This is a genomic window from Pedobacter sp. MC2016-05, from assembly GCF_026239735.1.
Taxonomy (GTDB): Bacteria; Bacteroidota; Bacteroidia; order Sphingobacteriales; family Sphingobacteriaceae; genus Pedobacter.
The window spans coordinates 315,047-330,729 of record NZ_JAPIVT010000003.1; the positions used below are offsets into that span (position 1 = coordinate 315,047).

Consider the following 15,683-nt stretch of genomic DNA (forward strand, 5'->3'; position numbering starts at 1 on the left):
TTTTGTTAATTAGTGTAATGTTTTAATAAATTTAGTATTGGTTCTTTAATAATCGTTTTTATTTTAATCTGATGCTTCGCTGCGGTAAGTAGCAATCTGTCTTCTAATTCTGCAGCAACTTTACCCACAAAATGGATATCTTCTTTTCCATATTTTTCTACCGTCGGTAAAATGTAGGTTTGAAAATATTTTTCAAATCCATTATCAATTAGCTTGATAATATATTCATGTTCAATATTTTGAGTGAAAAAATCAAAAAATGAAGTTAGAAAAATATTCGCATGTGGCTTATTGTATATTCTTTCTAATATCTGAGGGCGATCTAAATTGTAGTTTCCAATAAATTTTGCTTCCAAATCACCTGGCAATTTCTGACTCAAGAAATCTTTCAGAAGCATTTTTCCAAAATAATTTGATGACCCTTCGTCTCCAAGGATGTAGCCTAATCCAAAATTATTCATTATTGGTTTTTTGCCATCAAAAAAAGCACAATGTGAGCCGCTGCCCAACATCCCAACAATTCCTGGCTTATCATAGCATGCAGCTTTTGCCGCACCGAATAAGTCATCCTCAACAAAAACTTTACTATACCTAAAAAATGAAGATAAAGTTTTTGAGAGTTCTTCTTTACGACCAGGCGATGAAGCACCAGCGGCAAAGAAATAAATTTTCTTTATGTTTTCAGCGTTGTTAACTAAAACTACCTTTTTATTCAAAATCTGCAGCAGCATTTTCGAATCTACAAAAGTTGGATTAATACCAGCGGTATTGCAATGTCCTACAATCTGCCCATTTTGGGTTAATTTCCAAAATGCTGTTCTCGATCCACTGTAAACTACTGCTATCATGATTATATAGATAAAACTTCAGTCATTTCCATTAAATCTGGTTCCAGTTTGAAGCTGTGTGCTGTTAAAGCTTCCGCAATGCTGGTTAATTTTATCTCATTGCCTTTTAAGCCAACCATTTGCTCTGTTTGTCCAGCAATCAAGGCGTTAACTGCTGCAAATCCCAGTCTACTGCCCAAAATCCTATCAAAACTACTTGGACTTCCGCCACGTTGCAAATGGCCGAGGATGGTTACTTTGGTATCGTAATGATCAAAAGTTTCCTTCACCTTCTTGGCAATATCGTAAGCACCACCTTGCTTGTGACCCTCGGCAACAATAACAATACTCGATGATTTTTTTGTTGCAGCGCCCAAAGCGAGTTTATCAATTAATTCGGTTACGCTGGTTTCTCTCTCTGGTAATAAAACCGCTTCTGCACCACTGGCTATCGAGCTTCTTAAAGCAATACAGCCGGAATCTCTTCCCATTACTTCGATAAAAAATAAACGATCATGAGCATCTGCAGTATCCCGAATTTTATCTATTGCTTCAATAACGGTATTAATGGCGGTATCATACCCCAGTGTAAAATCCGAACCCACTAAATCGTTATCAATAGTACCAGGGATACCGATTACTTTAACGCCGAAAGTTTCTGAAAACCTCTTAGCACCAGTGAAGGTTCCATCGCCGCCAATAACCACTAATCCATCGATATTATTTTTCTTTAAGTTATTATAGGCTATTTGTTGTCCTTCATCAGTTTTAAATTCAAGGCAACGTGCGGTCTTTAAAATCGTTCCGCCCAAGTGTAAAATATTGCTTACAGATCGGGCATCCATTGGTTTTATATTATCGGTTATCAGTCCTTGATATCCTTGCATAACACCAAACATGTTAATGCCATGATATATTCCGGTACGAACAACAGCTCTGATTGCGGCATTCATTCCTGGGGCATCGCCACCAGAAGTAAGTACAGCTATATTTTTAATATTTGGCTCCATCTATGATACGAATATAGTGTGTAATTTTTACACTAAGTAATTTTTTTTATTTTTTTTACTTAATATTGAAAGTCATACCTTTATCTGCTTAAAATAACTAAATTTTACCTTGGAACAAATTTTACCTCATTTAGATTCAGTATTCTCGATAGATTGCGTTTTGTTTGGATTTGATGGAAAGGAATTAAAAATCCTTCTCATTGAAAGGAATGAAGAACCATTTAAAGATTGGTGGGCACTGCCCGGTAACATTGTTGGTGCCGATGAAAGTTTAGATCAATCAGCCTCTAGAATTTTATATGAACTTACCGGTCTCCGTGGCATTTATATGGAGCAATATTATGCTTTTGGCGATCCTAATAGGCACCCGCAGGGTAGGGTAATTACTTTGGCGTATTATGCTTTGATCCGTTTGGGGGGCGATAAAGAACTTCGTCCCATCAGTACTTATGCAAAAAGGGCAAACTGGTTACCCATTACTGATTTGCCAAAACTAGCTTTCGATCACCAAAAGATCTATGATAAAGGTTTAGAAAAAATTAAACGGAGAATTAAACATCAACCAATTGCTTTCGAGCTTTTGCCAGAAAAGTTTACGCTGACGCAACTGCAGCATGTTTATGAGCTGATATTGGGTAAAAAGCTTGATAAAAGAAATTTCAGAAAAAAAATTGTAAGTTTTGGTGTTTTAAAAGAATTGGATGAAAAACAAAAAGGGGTTTCATACCGAGCAGCTACTTTGTATCGTTTTGATAAAAGAAAGTACGCTAAACTTTTTGGTAAGGAGATTTCTTTTTAAGTTAAGAGTTGAAAGACAAAGTGTCAATAAAGAGCTCTTAACAAATAAGCCAGATTTGAAATTTCAAATCTGGCTTATTTGTTTTATAAAGATTGACTCTCGAGTCTGAACTCAAGACTCCCAACTCCAAACTATTTCTTTGGAGCTAACTCTAAGTGATAATGCACTAAATCATCTATAGGAGAGCGAATGATTTTTCCAACACCCATTTCGTATCTATCAGCTACAATACTTAAAATATCACGGAAACTATAACCTACTGATCCTACGCAGTTCAATTTGTGATCTTTATAGTTTGGATAGTGAATAACCAACGCCTCAAAAAACGAGGTAAAAGCATAATCGATTGTGCTAAATGCATAATCTTCATAATTATCTTTAAAATCGTATAAGAATTTACTAAAGCTAGCGCAGAAACGATTTGGCAAGGGCCTGTTGTAGATATTATCGAAAATATCCTCGTTTGTTAAAGCATAATTATCGTAAAATGCTTCACGCAATCCTTTCGGCATATACCCTTTCATGTAATCGCTCAAAATGCGTTTACCGATAAAAGAACCACTTCCCTCATCACCTAAAAAGTAACCTAGTGAATCGATGTTCAACGTAATGTCTGTTCCATCGTATAGACATGAATTGGTTCCTGTACCTAAAATAGCAGCAAATCCCGGCTCGTTTCCAAGAAGTGCTCTGCAAGAAGCAAGCAAATCATGACCAACGAAAATCTCGGCATTAGTAAAAACCTGTTTCATGGCATCAGCCACAATTTTTACATTGCCCGGGGTAGAACATCCAGCACCATAATAGTAAACTCCTGTTAATTTTTCTCTTTCCAAGTGGTCTGGAAGAGTTTCATTCAAAGACTTAACAATGTATTCTCCTTTGGAAAAATATGGATTGTAACCCTCGGTGTTAAAGTAAATTTTTCTGCCGGCCTCGTTAATCAAGCACCAATTTGTTTTGGTTGATCCACCGTCTGCAATTACTATCATTTTATTTATTTTTGGTTTTAGCACGATAAAAGTATAAAAACTCTTATATTTTGTATCTTTTTTTTTAATAATTTTTTAACAATTTGATGTTGGTTAAAATTAAGTGTGTAAAAAATACACTATATACATCGCTTGATGGGCTAAAAACCTTAAAATTATACCAGAAAAGGCATTGGTCTTTTTTTATAACCGTAAAAAATATTTACATTTCATACAAAAATGAAAAGCAGATTTTTAGATTTTAGAAGTGATACAGTAACAAAGCCAACTGCCGGAATGCTAGAGGCGATGATGAGCGCCAAAGTTGGCGACGACGTTTTCGGGGAAGATGAAACGGTAGCCGCACTCGAGCAGAAATTGGCATTGATGTTTAATATGGAGGCAGGCTTATTCTGTCCATCCGGAACAATGACCAATCAAATTGCTATTAAATGTTTTACGCAACCTATGGATGAAGTGATTTGTGATCAAACCGCTCACGTTTATCGATACGAGATTGGTGGCATTGCCTATCATTCGGGCGCATCTGTGAGGTTACTTTATGGCGATCGCGGGATTCTTACGCCTGAATTGATTGAGCCAGAAATTAACGAAGATAATATTCATTACCCAAATTCGAGCCTGGTGGTTCTGGAAAATACGGTCAATAAGGGAGGCGGGAAATGCTATACTTTGGATCAAATTGCGCCGATCCATCACTTATGTAACATAAAAGGACTAAAACTACATTTAGATGGTGCCCGGGTTTTCAATGCGCTCGTAGCCACCGGCGACAAGGCGAGTGCCTATGGAAAATATTTTGACGGAATCTCAATTTGTTTATCAAAAGGGTTGGGTGCGCCTGTAGGGTCAGTATTATTGGGATCACAAGATATGATTACCAAAGCCCGGAAAATCAGAAAAGCTTTTGGTGGAGGTATGCGTCAGGCAGGGTTTTTAGCTGCTGCAGGTATTTATGCGCTTGATCATCATGTAGAAAGATTGAAGGAAGATCATGCTCATGCAAAAGCATTGGCGGTTGCCTTGGCACGAACCGGTTTCGTTAAATCGATTATGCCGGTAGAAACCAATATTTTGATTTTCGAGGTAGCGAAAGGAACGGCTCAAAAAATCGTTGATCAGCTGCAAGAAAAAGGCCTTCACTGCAATACCACAAGTGCAAGCACCATCAGGTTGGTTACACATTTGGGCCTTAATCAATCGATGATTGATGAGGCTATCGAAATAATTTTACATTTGTAATAACAGATTGATTTTTCTTTAAGGATACTAAAAAATAACTTAATAAATTCTAGCCAGATGTCGATACCAGATAAAGAACAGCTTAAAATATCCAAACTCCTTATCGCCAATCGCGGTGAAATTGCCTTGAGAATCATGCGTTCGGCAAAAGAAATGGGTATCCAAACGGTTGCTGTTTTTTCAGAAGCTGATCGCAATTCATTGCATGTTCGCTATGCAGATGAAGCAATTTTTATCGGACCTGCACCTTCTAACCAGAGCTATTTGGTAGGTGAAAAAATTATCCAGGCTTGTAAAGAAACAGGAGCTGATGCCATTCATCCTGGTTATGGTTTTCTTTCTGAAAATGCAAGTTTTGCACAACAGGTTGCCGAGGCGGGGTTAATATTGGTTGGCCCTTCGGCGAAAGCGATGGAAATTATGGGAAACAAGTTATCGGCAAAGGCGGCAGCGCTTAAGTATAATATTCCAATGGTTCCTGGTACAGAAGAGGCCATAAAAGACGTTTCGGAGGCTAAAGCAAGAGCTGTTGAGGTTGGTTTTCCGATTTTAATAAAAGCTGCTGCGGGTGGAGGGGGCAAAGGCATGCGAATTGTAGAATCTGTAGATGCTTTCGAAGAACAAATGCAGGTGGCCGTAAGTGAAGCTACCTCAGCTTTTGGAGATGGAGCAGTTTTTATAGAAAGATATGTTACCTCACCAAGGCATATCGAAATTCAAGTATTGGGCGATGAGCATGGTAATATTGTTCATCTTTTCGAACGTGAGTGCTCAGTTCAAAGGAGACATCAGAAGGTGGTAGAAGAAGCACCGTCATCCGTGCTAACTGCTGAAATTAGAGAAAGGATGGGCAAGTGTGCGGTTGACGTAGCTCGATCTGTAAATTATACCGGTGCAGGAACGGTTGAATTTATTCTGGATGAAAACCTCGATTTTTTCTTCTTGGAAATGAATACCCGCTTGCAAGTAGAGCATCCGGTTACAGAATTGATCACTGGAATAGATTTAGTAAAAGAACAGATAAAAATCGCCTCGGGCGAAGCCCTTAGTTTTAATCAGGAAGATTTAACAATAAACGGTCATGCAGTTGAATTGCGCGTTTATGCCGAAGATCCTAATAATAATTTCTTACCAGATATTGGTACGTTGCAAATGTACAAAACGCCGAAAGGCAATGGCGTAAGGGTAGATGATGGCTTTGAGCAAGGCATGGAAATACCTATCTATTACGATCCTATGATTGCAAAACTAATTACTTTTGGAAAAGATAGGGAAGAAGCTATCCAAAGAATGATCAGGGCAATTGACGAATATGATATTACTGGGATTGAAACTACTTTGGGTTTTGGTAAATTTGTGATGCAGCATGAAGCGTTTAGAACTGGAGATTTTGATACTCATTTTGTTGGCAAATACTTTAATGCCGAAAGCCTGAAAAGCGCCGACGAGACAGAAGCTTTGATAGCGGCCCTGGTTGCAGTTAGGCTTTTTGATAATAAGAAAGAGGCTGAAAAGTTGCATAGCACAGTTGCAGAACCCTCCAATTGGAGAAAAAATAGAATTAAACTTTAAGTAATGTTTACTGGAATTATAGAAAACCTGGGCGAAGTAAAAGCCATCAAAACCGATCATACTAATATTCATTTCACTATTTCTTCGGCTATTAGCCACGAGCTTAAAATTGACCAGAGCGTAGCACACAATGGGGTTTGTCTTACCGTTGTAGGCTTAACAGAAGATACACATACTGTTACTGCAATTGATGAAACTTTAAGTAAAACCAACCTCGGTTATCTAAAGGTAGGGAGTAAAATTAACCTGGAGCGTTGCATGCAAATGAACGCCCGTTTGGATGGGCATATTGTTCAAGGCCATGTAGATCAGACTGCCGTTTGCGTGAAAAGGGAAGAATTGGATGGCAGTTGGGAGTATCGTTTTAAATATGATGCATCAGCTGGAAACGTTACGGTTGAAAAAGGTTCTGCCTGCGTAAATGGCATCAGCTTAACGGTTGTCAACTCCCAAGCTGATGAGTTTTCGGTTTTCATCATTCCCTATACTTTTGAGCATACCAATTTACATCAAGTTGAAGTGGGCGATACCGTAAATTTAGAGTTCGATATTATTGGTAAATATGTAGCCCGTTTAATGAATAAATAATTACGAACTTTTATAACATGTATAGTAAAGAGGAAGCGGCGAGGTTAAGGCAACAATTTTGGATCAGCTTTGGGCAGTATATGAAACCTGTTCCGTCGGCAAGCGGATCAACTGTACATTGGGTGAATTACAAAACTGGTGTAAAAAACATCTTTTTCAAAATGGATGTGACCAACAAACAGGCGATTATTGCCATTCAGCTTACTCATTCCGATCCTGATATCAGGCATTTGATTTTCGAACAGTTTGAAGAATTTAAGCTTATGTTTACTAATATCATGAATGAAGAATGGGATTGGGCAAAGGATTCTACCGACGATTATGGCAGAACAGTAAGTCAAATTTATACTTCGTTAGCCGCTGTAAGTGTTTTCAACCAACAGCATTGGCCAGATCTTATATCATTCTTTAAACCTCGTATTATTGCTTTAGATGAATTTTGGGATCATGTAAAGCCGGTCTTCGAAGATCTTATTTAGTTAAATCCATTTGCTCAATCCTTGCCTGTGCAAATTTAATCTCCTGCTCGTCTATCTTAACATCGGGTTTGCTTTTTAAATAAAGTTTATAATAATTTTTGGCGGTTTTAACCTGTTTTAATTTTGTATCATAAAGTATCGCAAGGCGATAATACAAAGTAGGGTGGGTATCAAAAAAAAGTCCCTTTTTATAAGCAACATTTGCCAATGAGTATTGCTGGTTCTCTTCGTAAGCCAAACCCAATAGTGCGTAATAGTTAGGAATATTGGGCGAAATGCCCTCCTCAATTGTTTTCTTCGCATACATTGCTGCCATTTTAAAGTTTTTTAAATAGCGATAACATAGAGTTGTATAATATAAAGTATTTTCATTCTGCATCTGCATTTTCTCCAATTGGGTAAACAACGCAATTGCTTTATCATATTTTTTTGTGAAGTAGTAAGCTTTTGCTACATCTTTTATCACTGCAGCGTCCGGGCCAATCTTTAATAGTGCTTCGCCAGCAACAATTACTTCATCATATTTCTTCAGATAATTAGCTATCGGCAGTTTTGTTCTCTGTAAAACAAAATTTTCACTATCGGCTTCAATAGCAACATTTAAAACATCGTAAGCTTTTCCATAATCTTGATATAAGGCATGAACTTCTGCCAGATCTACGGCAACATCGCCGTCATTAGGCATAAGTTTATTTGCCTTTAGTAAATAAACACGCTTTAAGGAGTCTTTATTGGAGTTATACAGGTTTGCCAAAAGCTTGTAAACGATAAAATTATTGCTATCAATTTTCACAATTTCGCCATAATACTGTTTTGCTTTATCGGTATTGCCTCTTCGGTTATTAATGCTGGCCAAATTAAAAAGGATAGGCAAACTTTTAGCTTGTAGCGAATTGGCCTTCAAATAATATTTTTCTGCGTCTACATTATTACCTGCCATTAAAAAACAATAACCCATTTGAGTTAAAGCTTTTAAGTCATCGGTATTTTCTCCGTAATTCTGTTTGAGGTATTCCGCAGCTTCTGCATAACGCTGATTTTGATAGAAATCGAATAGTTTGTCTTTATCTAACGCTAGTTGTTGGCCGAAAGTAAAGATGTTACATATCAATCCCACAGCAACCAAAGTGAATTTTTTCATACTCGAAAAGTTTTAAACTAATTTATTAGTTGTTTTTTGTAATTCCAAATAAATTGAATAAAAACAAAATGGACAGGTATGGGTTTATTAGGAAACAGTATAAAATCAAAAGCTATGAATACTTTAAAGAAGTTTGAATTAATGGAAAAGATTGTGCGTGAACTTGAGGATTTACAAAATTCGCAACAGGCACTTATTCAAAAGATTGGTAAAATTGAAGTTGATAATATTGAACTTGGCGATACAAGGTTAGAAAAAGATGCTGGCGATATGCATCAAAGACTGGCAGACAATTTGGATACTATTGTATCTATTTTAGACTATTTTGCTAACAACACAGAAAATTTTGGCAATAAAAACAATGTTGATGCTTTGAAAGAACAAGAAGCTATTAACAACGCAACAAGCTAAGAACTCTAAATCATCCCTATTATGAAATTTTTATCTTTAACAGCAGCATTCTTATTGGTTTGCTTTTTTGCAAGTGCGCAAATTTTACCCTCATTTCAGTTTGGTTTAAAAGCAGGAGCTAACTTCTCCAAGTTTGATTCGGAGAATACTTTTAGCAGTGATAACCGTGCTGGATTTTACGGAGGAGTTTGGGCCAGGATTGGTGCAGCGGGAATCCATTTTCAACCAGAACTGTATTTATCCGGCAAGAAAGCTGATTTAATTAGCGATGCAACGGGAGAGGTAAATAAAGTTCGCTTCACAAGCTTAGATGTGCCTTTGTTGGTAGGCACAAAATTCGGCGCTGCTGGTATCGGCGTTAGATTAAATACCGGGCCAATGTTCTCTTTAATTATTGATGAAAACCAGAGTTTCGGGCAAGCTGCGGGGAGCGTATTTAGAGCCGATTTTAAAAACCAGGCTTTGGCTTGGCAATTTGGGGCGGGAGTAGATATAAAGAAGCTTAGTTTGGAAGCAAGGTACGAACTTGGTTTGTCAAAAATTAACAAATCAGGTTATCCAGGAACGAAATTAAATTTGTTTACTGTAGGCCTTGGTTACAGATTATTCTAGAAAAAAGCATCCCATGTAAGAAAGCAAATCGAAAGGTTTGCTTTTTTTTATTCCGGTTTCTCTGTATCCACTTCTGTTAACTCGTAAGCGTAAGAGCCATTTTTTGGAATAATTGGTGTTTCTCGACCAATGCTTAAAGCCTTTATGTAAGATGCTCCGAAGTAAAAAATCAAGGAAGAATAAAATACAAACAGCATAATTACAATGAGCGACCCTGCAGAGCCATAAATGTTGCTGATATTACTGAGTGGCAACAAAATCCGCAAAATGTATTTTCCCGCAGTAAATAAGCAGCCTGTAAGTAAACCACCAGAAAATGCCGCTTTCCATGTTGGCCTTCCATTGGTTAAATACCGAAACAGCATGGTAAACCAGGTTGTAACGATAATTACAAATACAATCTGATTTAAAATTGATGTTAAAATCAATCCGAATGATGGAGAATTTGTTTTTAAATAAGCACCTATAATGGCTTGAACACTATCGGCAAGCAGGCCGATAAAAAAAAGAATGCCCGCCAAAAGGATAATTATCACAGAAATTGCCCGAGACTTTAATGTATTTAAAACTCCTTTTTTCTCTTTTTGTCCGATGTTCCAAATTTGTTCCAGCGAATTTTTGATCACGTTGAAAAGGGTAGTAGCTACGAAAAGAAAAAAAATAAAACTGAAAAGGGTGATGTACCAGGCTTGATCTACCCCCCGAATGTTTCTTAAGGTTGATCTAATTTGTTGGATACTGTCATCATCAAGAATGTTTGCCAAACGCTCAAACAGGTTAGTTGCCAACATTCTCCTATCGGTAAACATCCCAAACAACCTGATTAAAATAATCAAAATGGGAGGAAGGGCAAAGTTGGTGAAAAATGCGGTTGCCCCTGCTAAACGTAATGGGTCGTTTTTTTGAAACAAAGAAAAAGCATTTCTAGCAGTAGCAAAAAAGAACTTAAAATCCAGGTTGATTTTTAATGGCATTGTTTCAATATAAAAACTAAAAGCCCGAAAATACTAAAAAAGGTTTATTTCGGGCTTTTGAATTTTTAAAATGTTGCTAATCTATTTTTCTAAAAACCAACAACTTTTGTGTCCCGTTTAATAAAGTAAGTTGGTTGTTTTCAATTTTTGCGGCATTAACCTGATTAATTGCTTGTAAATAAGCACGTTCTGCAGCATCGGTTTCCTGACAAAACATTTTGGTGCTAAATAAGTTTCTAAGCATAATTTTATTATCAACTACCTCTGCCTTACCGCCATAGTTATTGCAAAAAGATTTACCAGTTACTTTTAAACTGTCGCCGAAGTTCAAAGTTGCCTTTGCGGTGGTTGGTAAAGTTAAACCTGGTAGTTCAGTGAGTTCCCATTTGGTTTGAGTCAATTTATTTTGGTCAAATTTTTCTAAACAAGCACTAAATAGGCACACTACCAGGCAACAAATAAGTAAATTTTTCATGGATTTTTATTTTTCAAAATTATATCAAAAACTAAACCAAGATCATAATTACAAAAGTAATATGGTTTGGTTTAAGAAAGCTGGATTCTAATTTGAAGCATACAAATCTGCAAAACCATACTGCGCAAAGATTACAGTTGATGTCGTTGCTTTAGGGTTGCCCAACAAACGGCTGAAATGATAAGCCTGCTAATCCGAATAGCCGTCAAGAATTTGTGGATGTTCCAGCTGAATATCTAAAATTCACTGCATTATAATTTCAAACTATAGAGAGATTAATTAATTTTGAGCTGATAAGGGTTGGTTCGAACATTTTTTAATTATACCCTTCAAAGCGCTCATTATAAATAATAAACAGTGATCGACATTAAATATATTTTAAAAGAAGAGGATTTTTTACAGGCCAATCTTTACTTCTTCAAAAAGGAAGGAAAACTAAAGCAAATCATCCTGAGAACTTGGCTAGCCTACTTGTTTATTATTTCAATTATCAATGGGTTTCTTGTTTGGAAAGAAGAAATGATGATGGCTTTAGTGCTTGTTTGTATTTTGGCAATCATTACATTTTTTCATTCGGGTAGGATGAGAAGACATTATTTTCACTATTATAAAAAGAAAGTAATGGTGTATGAGAGTAGATTTTTTAAGGAAGTAAAGTTGAAAGTTACGGATACTCACTTAAATAACGAAAGCGTTGCTGGGCAATCTAATGTGTTTTTAGCTCAAATCAGTTCCATCGATGAAACTCAAAATTATTTCTTTATTAAATTAAAATTTGAAGGGATAATCATTCCGAAAAGTGAACTAAAAAATGTTAGCGATTTCAGGAGTGATTTAATTGAGCTTGCCCGAAAAGTGAATGTACAATATCAGGAAGATCTAAAGTGGAAATGGTAAGCAATTGATTCGCTTGAGAAAGATTTTTTAGATAGGAAGTCAAATTAGTTTCCACTTATTTAAAAAACCTCAGTTGCAAAAAAATCAAGAGGCCTGATCCGATCACTACCATTATTATAAGCATGGTCAGTTGAACTTTTAATCTTGCATAATTCTTCATGTTATAGGCAGCCCGAGCGTCATTTGCTTTCTTCGCCAGCAGGATAAAAATGAATGGGATTAAAAGCAGCATAACAGATAAAGGTATTTAAACTAATATAGTCAGAATTCAAGAAATCTATCTTATCTATGACGCATAAATTTTTCAAGGGATATTTTAGAAACTTCATGGTTGTTCCACTTTCAACCAGTGATGCGCTCTCCCATGGTAATCAAAAATATTGATTTTTTGCAAGCCTAATTTTTCTAAAACTTTTATTGAAGCTATGTTTTCTGTATCGGCAATACCTATAATTTCGTTTAGTTTTAAGATATCAAAGCCGTATTTCATCGATGCTTGAGCAGATTCAGTAGCATAGCCTTTACCCCAAAACTTCTTGATGAAACGATAACCAAGATCATAATAATTGCAATGGTTATTATAAGTTTCTTTAATTAATTTTAAACCGCTCCAGCCCGCAAATTGATTGGAATCTTTTTCAATTACTGCCCAACGGCCAATGCCGCTTTCAATATACTGTTGCTGAATGTAGGCAATATCGGCCAAACTTTGTTCGATGGTCAACACTGGTTTGTTGCCTAAAAACTGATGTACGGCAGGGTCGCTGTCTAAGTCAAACATTCCTTTTGCGTCAGTTTCTTCCAATTCGCGAAGAATTAACCTTTCTGTTTCTATCGTAACACTCATTTTTCTGAATTTAGTTAGTTTTCAATAGAATACAATCATGTATTTTTTTTGTTAATCAGAAATTTATTCATTGGCTTTTTAATTTTAAAGCAACAAAAGATGATAAATTAGCCAAAAAATTAAAGGTATTCCTTTTTATGAAAAACACACTATTTGCTCTTTTTCTATCGGTTATTTTATTTGGCTGTACGGGCGGAGGGCTCGAAAAAACCCTAACATCAAAAGCATTTGCTGATCAAGATGATTTTAATGAATTTCCCAAATTCAAGGATAAGATTTTGTCTGTTGAAGATGTTTACGATAAGAATCCGGATAGCTCTGGTGGTTTTACGGTTAAATTAAAAGATACTGCGTTATACATTCAAGATGGATCGAAACCTCTGGCCAAAAAATATCAGGACGCCAGATTTATCAACTCACAAAAAACTGCAGTTTTGGTACAAATAGCAGATGGTGCCGGAAAAATTTCGCCATTCTATATCATCACACTTAAAGATGGCTTGCCAATGGCGGTAGCATTATCAATGCCATCAAATGGTGCTAAGGATAAAGATTTTGCCAAAGGTTTGGAAGAAATCACCCGGACAACGGTAGTGGTAAATAACGATTTTGTGGTGGCTACTGTGCGTGGAAAGGTTTATCCTATTAAAAGACAAAATCCATCAGAATTGATTCAGGGTAACTTCATTTTATATTCTGCTGATAAATCGACACTTGTTTTCGCAGTTGATAAAGGGTTATACCAGGTAAATTATTTAACGGGTGAAACCATGACTTTACCAGTTCCTGCAAAGGTGTTAAACTCTAAAACCATGGTGAGAGAGATTCAACAAAATTATAGTTGGGAGAAAAACAGTCGTGGCACTTCGTTTTTGAAAGCAAACCCAGATGATGACCGCATTGTAGACATCAGAGAATTTAAACACTAAGTTTTAATGGTTTCATCTGATGAAATAGATAACTAGTAATTTTTTATCAGATGATTCATTAAACAACCATCGTTCTAAAAGTTAAATTGATTCGGGGCTTAGTTACTTTCTTACTCGGAGGTAAGCGGTGTAACCAAAAGGTTTGGGTTTCGTCCTTCATCACCAGTAAACTGCCGTGTTCCAAAAAAGTAGTGATGGTTTCTTTGGTCTGCTTATGCTTAAATAAAAATCTTCTTTCGGCACCAAAACTCATAGAGGAGATGGCGGTATTTTTTCCCAAAGTTTTTTCATCATCGCTGTGGTAGGCCATTCCTTCATCACCATTATGGTATAAGTTTAACAGGCACGAATTAAATTTGGTGTCTGTTTTTTCTTCTGCAATGGCTTTAAGCTCCAATAAAGAATTAGTCCATGGAAGCGCATGTTTAGTGGCATTTGAATAGGTGTAAGCGTAACCCTCATCGCCATACCAAGCTACCTTTCGTTTGGTAATAATGTGTTTGCCCATAATAAAAGCTTCGTCATTTCTCCACTCGATGGTGTGCATTAACTCGCTAAAGTATTTGTTAGCAGTTTCAGGCGTAAATAACTTGCCGAAATAATTTACGGTACCACTATGGGGCAATAAATTTTGATCGGGATCGCTCTTGGTATTAAATAAATCCATTAAGTGCCACTCAGTTTATTTTTTAGATTTTAGCTTTGCTTTTGCCAAATTTTGGATAACGCTAAACTTGGTTATTCTGCTAATTAAATCCAAAGGTAAGGGTTTATCCAGAGGAAATTGAACTGATCCTTTTGCGCTTTTGTAGATTGAGATTTCCTCCTTAAAAGCTTCAATGCCACCATTTCCCGGATAAAAGCCTATATGGTTTTTATAACCTGCATAATGAACAAGATTTCCATACAGATCGAAGGTAGGAATGGCGTAGCTGATTTTTTCTTTGGCTTCTGGGGCGGCTTCCTTTATGGTTTCTCTAACTAGCTGTAGTTTTTCCTGGGTTTCTGTGGGAAAGTTAGCGATGTATTTGTCTATTTCTGGGTTAACGTTGCTCATTCTTTGCCAAATTTAATAGCTGAAGTTACAACCAATCGTAAATAAATAGATGGTGTAAAAATGGCAAATTTTATTGGCGGTTGCGACAAATTATACGTGACTTAAACCCTTAGCAAGCCACGAAATCCTCTGGCAGCATAGTACGATTCTGCTCCGTTGTGGTAGGTAAAAACTTTGTTGTATCGCCTATCGCAAAAAAGGGCACCACCAAGTTTTCTGATATCTTCAGGCGTTTTAATCCAACTGGAGGTTTTTAAATCGAAATTGCCCAATTCTTGTAACCGGCGATATTGATCCTCAGTTAATAATTCTATTCCCATTTCACTAGCTACATCCAAAGCGTTGTTTTGTGGCTTGTTTTCTTTCCTCGATTTCCAGGCTGTTAAATCATAACACAAACTTCTTCTTGCTTTCGGGCTTTCAGTAGCACAATCGACATAAAGGAACTCGCCAGTTTCTTCCTCATATCTAATAGCATCTGGCTCACCGCCAGTAACTTCCATTTCATTAAGCGACCATAGTTTTTCAGGTTGTGCATCAAGTTTCGATCTAACATCTGCCCATGATAAACCTTCATGTCTATTCATATTCTTTTCGAAGCGTAGTTTTAAAATATTTAAAAGTTCGTCACGCTGTTCTTCGGAAGGCTTTCTAGTCGAGGTGCTCATTTTATTTGGTCGTAATAGTGATTAGATTACAAATAAAATTAGTTAAATTATTATTTAGTGCAAAGGGGAAAATTCAGATGGTTAATAAAAATGAAGAGAACCTAAGAAAATAAAAAGTCCAATAGTTACACCTACCATTGGACTTAAAAACACTACTAAATGA

The 15,683-nt window shown here is 36.5% G+C and carries 19 protein-coding genes; 9 read left to right on the forward strand and 10 right to left on the reverse strand.

Annotation, left to right across the window (positions count from 1 at the left end):
* Positions 1 to 5 precede the first annotated feature (5 nt).
* A complete protein-coding gene (locus OQZ33_RS06490) occupies positions 6 to 848 on the reverse strand; it encodes a hypothetical protein (protein ID WP_265798238.1) in 843 nt (280 codons plus the stop codon).
* 2 nt (positions 849 to 850) lie between these two features.
* Positions 851 to 1,837 (reverse strand): 6-phosphofructokinase, encoded by a 987-nt coding sequence (gene pfkA, locus OQZ33_RS06495; protein WP_265798239.1) that lies wholly within the window; start codon positions 1,835 to 1,837, stop codon positions 851 to 853.
* A gap of 109 nt (positions 1,838 to 1,946) precedes the next feature.
* Between pfkA and OQZ33_RS06500 the strand changes: the two genes are divergently transcribed.
* Positions 1,947 to 2,636 (forward strand): NUDIX hydrolase, encoded by a 690-nt coding sequence (locus tag OQZ33_RS06500; RefSeq protein ID WP_265798240.1) that lies wholly within the window; start codon positions 1,947 to 1,949, stop codon positions 2,634 to 2,636.
* A 131-nt stretch (positions 2,637 to 2,767) separates the two neighbouring features.
* On the opposite strand, the gene OQZ33_RS06505 is transcribed toward OQZ33_RS06500, so the two are convergent.
* Positions 2,768 to 3,628 carry an N-acetylglucosamine kinase gene (locus OQZ33_RS06505; RefSeq protein WP_265798241.1) on the reverse strand — a complete coding sequence of 287 codons (861 nt, stop codon included), beginning with the start codon at positions 3,626 to 3,628 and terminating at the stop codon, positions 2,768 to 2,770.
* 219 nt (positions 3,629 to 3,847) lie between these two features.
* Between OQZ33_RS06505 and OQZ33_RS06510 the strand changes: the two genes are divergently transcribed.
* Genes OQZ33_RS06510 through OQZ33_RS06525 form a run of 4 tightly spaced genes read left to right on the forward strand, consistent with a single transcriptional unit; the run spans position 3,848 to position 7,509 of the window.
* On the forward strand, positions 3,848 to 4,870 hold the full coding sequence (locus OQZ33_RS06510; RefSeq protein WP_265798242.1) for a threonine aldolase family protein: 1,023 nt from the start codon (positions 3,848 to 3,850) through the stop codon (positions 4,868 to 4,870).
* A 57-nt stretch (positions 4,871 to 4,927) separates the two neighbouring features.
* On the forward strand, positions 4,928 to 6,442 hold the full coding sequence (gene accC, locus OQZ33_RS06515) for an acetyl-CoA carboxylase biotin carboxylase subunit (RefSeq protein WP_265798243.1): 1,515 nt from the start codon (positions 4,928 to 4,930) through the stop codon (positions 6,440 to 6,442).
* 3 nt (positions 6,443 to 6,445) lie between these two features.
* Positions 6,446 to 7,030 carry a riboflavin synthase gene (locus OQZ33_RS06520; RefSeq protein WP_265798244.1) on the forward strand — a complete coding sequence of 195 codons (585 nt, stop codon included), beginning with the start codon at positions 6,446 to 6,448 and terminating at the stop codon, positions 7,028 to 7,030.
* A 17-nt stretch (positions 7,031 to 7,047) separates the two neighbouring features.
* Positions 7,048 to 7,509, forward strand: coding sequence for a DUF4268 domain-containing protein (locus OQZ33_RS06525; protein ID WP_265798245.1), 462 nt, complete (start codon positions 7,048 to 7,050; stop codon positions 7,507 to 7,509).
* Here OQZ33_RS06525 and OQZ33_RS06530 read toward each other — a convergent pair.
* Positions 7,502 to 8,650 carry a tetratricopeptide repeat protein gene (locus OQZ33_RS06530; protein WP_265798246.1) on the reverse strand — a complete coding sequence of 383 codons (1,149 nt, stop codon included), beginning with the start codon at positions 8,648 to 8,650 and terminating at the stop codon, positions 7,502 to 7,504. The genes OQZ33_RS06525 and OQZ33_RS06530 overlap by 8 nt on opposite strands.
* A gap of 114 nt (positions 8,651 to 8,764) precedes the next feature.
* On the opposite strand from OQZ33_RS06530, the gene OQZ33_RS06535 reads away from it, so the two are divergent.
* Both OQZ33_RS06535 and OQZ33_RS06540 read left to right on the forward strand, forming a co-directional pair.
* Entirely contained in the window at positions 8,765 to 9,061 is a 297-nt protein-coding gene (locus OQZ33_RS06535) for a hypothetical protein (RefSeq protein ID WP_265798391.1), read from the forward strand.
* A gap of 21 nt (positions 9,062 to 9,082) precedes the next feature.
* Positions 9,083 to 9,673: a porin family protein gene (locus OQZ33_RS06540; protein WP_265798247.1), complete on the forward strand. Its 591-nt coding sequence runs from the start codon at positions 9,083 to 9,085 to the stop codon at positions 9,671 to 9,673.
* A gap of 47 nt (positions 9,674 to 9,720) precedes the next feature.
* Here OQZ33_RS06540 and OQZ33_RS06545 read toward each other — a convergent pair whose 3' ends face one another.
* Together OQZ33_RS06545 and OQZ33_RS06550 are read right to left on the reverse strand one after the other, a co-directional pair.
* A complete protein-coding gene (locus tag OQZ33_RS06545) occupies positions 9,721 to 10,647 on the reverse strand; it encodes a YihY/virulence factor BrkB family protein (RefSeq protein WP_265798248.1) in 927 nt (308 codons plus the stop codon).
* A 76-nt stretch (positions 10,648 to 10,723) separates the two neighbouring features.
* Positions 10,724 to 11,122, reverse strand: a complete 399-nt coding sequence (locus OQZ33_RS06550; protein WP_265798249.1) for an META domain-containing protein — start codon at positions 11,120 to 11,122, stop codon at positions 10,724 to 10,726.
* 357 nt (positions 11,123 to 11,479) lie between these two features.
* On the opposite strand from OQZ33_RS06550, the gene OQZ33_RS06555 reads away from it, so the two are divergent.
* Positions 11,480 to 12,019 (forward strand): hypothetical protein, encoded by a 540-nt coding sequence (locus tag OQZ33_RS06555; protein ID WP_265798250.1) that lies wholly within the window; start codon positions 11,480 to 11,482, stop codon positions 12,017 to 12,019.
* 325 nt (positions 12,020 to 12,344) lie between these two features.
* On the opposite strand, the gene OQZ33_RS06560 is transcribed toward OQZ33_RS06555, so the two are convergent.
* On the reverse strand, positions 12,345 to 12,866 hold the full coding sequence (locus OQZ33_RS06560; RefSeq protein ID WP_265798251.1) for a GNAT family N-acetyltransferase: 522 nt from the start codon (positions 12,864 to 12,866) through the stop codon (positions 12,345 to 12,347).
* Between the two features lie 137 nt (positions 12,867 to 13,003).
* On the opposite strand from OQZ33_RS06560, the gene OQZ33_RS06565 reads away from it, so the two are divergent.
* Positions 13,004 to 13,795, forward strand: a complete 792-nt coding sequence (locus tag OQZ33_RS06565; protein ID WP_265798252.1) for a hypothetical protein — start codon at positions 13,004 to 13,006, stop codon at positions 13,793 to 13,795.
* 58 nt (positions 13,796 to 13,853) lie between these two features.
* On the opposite strand, the gene OQZ33_RS06570 is transcribed toward OQZ33_RS06565, so the two are convergent.
* The 3 genes from OQZ33_RS06570 to OQZ33_RS06580 all read right to left on the reverse strand — a co-directional run bounded on the left by OQZ33_RS06570 (position 13,854) and on the right by OQZ33_RS06580 (position 15,520).
* Complete coding sequence (locus OQZ33_RS06570; protein WP_265798253.1) at positions 13,854 to 14,462, reverse strand: alpha-ketoglutarate-dependent dioxygenase AlkB family protein; 609 nt, start codon at positions 14,460 to 14,462, stop codon at positions 13,854 to 13,856.
* A gap of 15 nt (positions 14,463 to 14,477) precedes the next feature.
* A complete protein-coding gene (locus OQZ33_RS06575) occupies positions 14,478 to 14,852 on the reverse strand; it encodes an iron chaperone (protein ID WP_265798254.1) in 375 nt (124 codons plus the stop codon).
* Positions 14,853 to 14,953: 101 nt separating this feature from the next.
* Entirely contained in the window at positions 14,954 to 15,520 is a 567-nt protein-coding gene (locus OQZ33_RS06580) for a DUF4256 domain-containing protein (RefSeq protein ID WP_265798255.1), read from the reverse strand.
* Between the last annotated feature and the right edge of the window lie 163 nt (positions 15,521 to 15,683).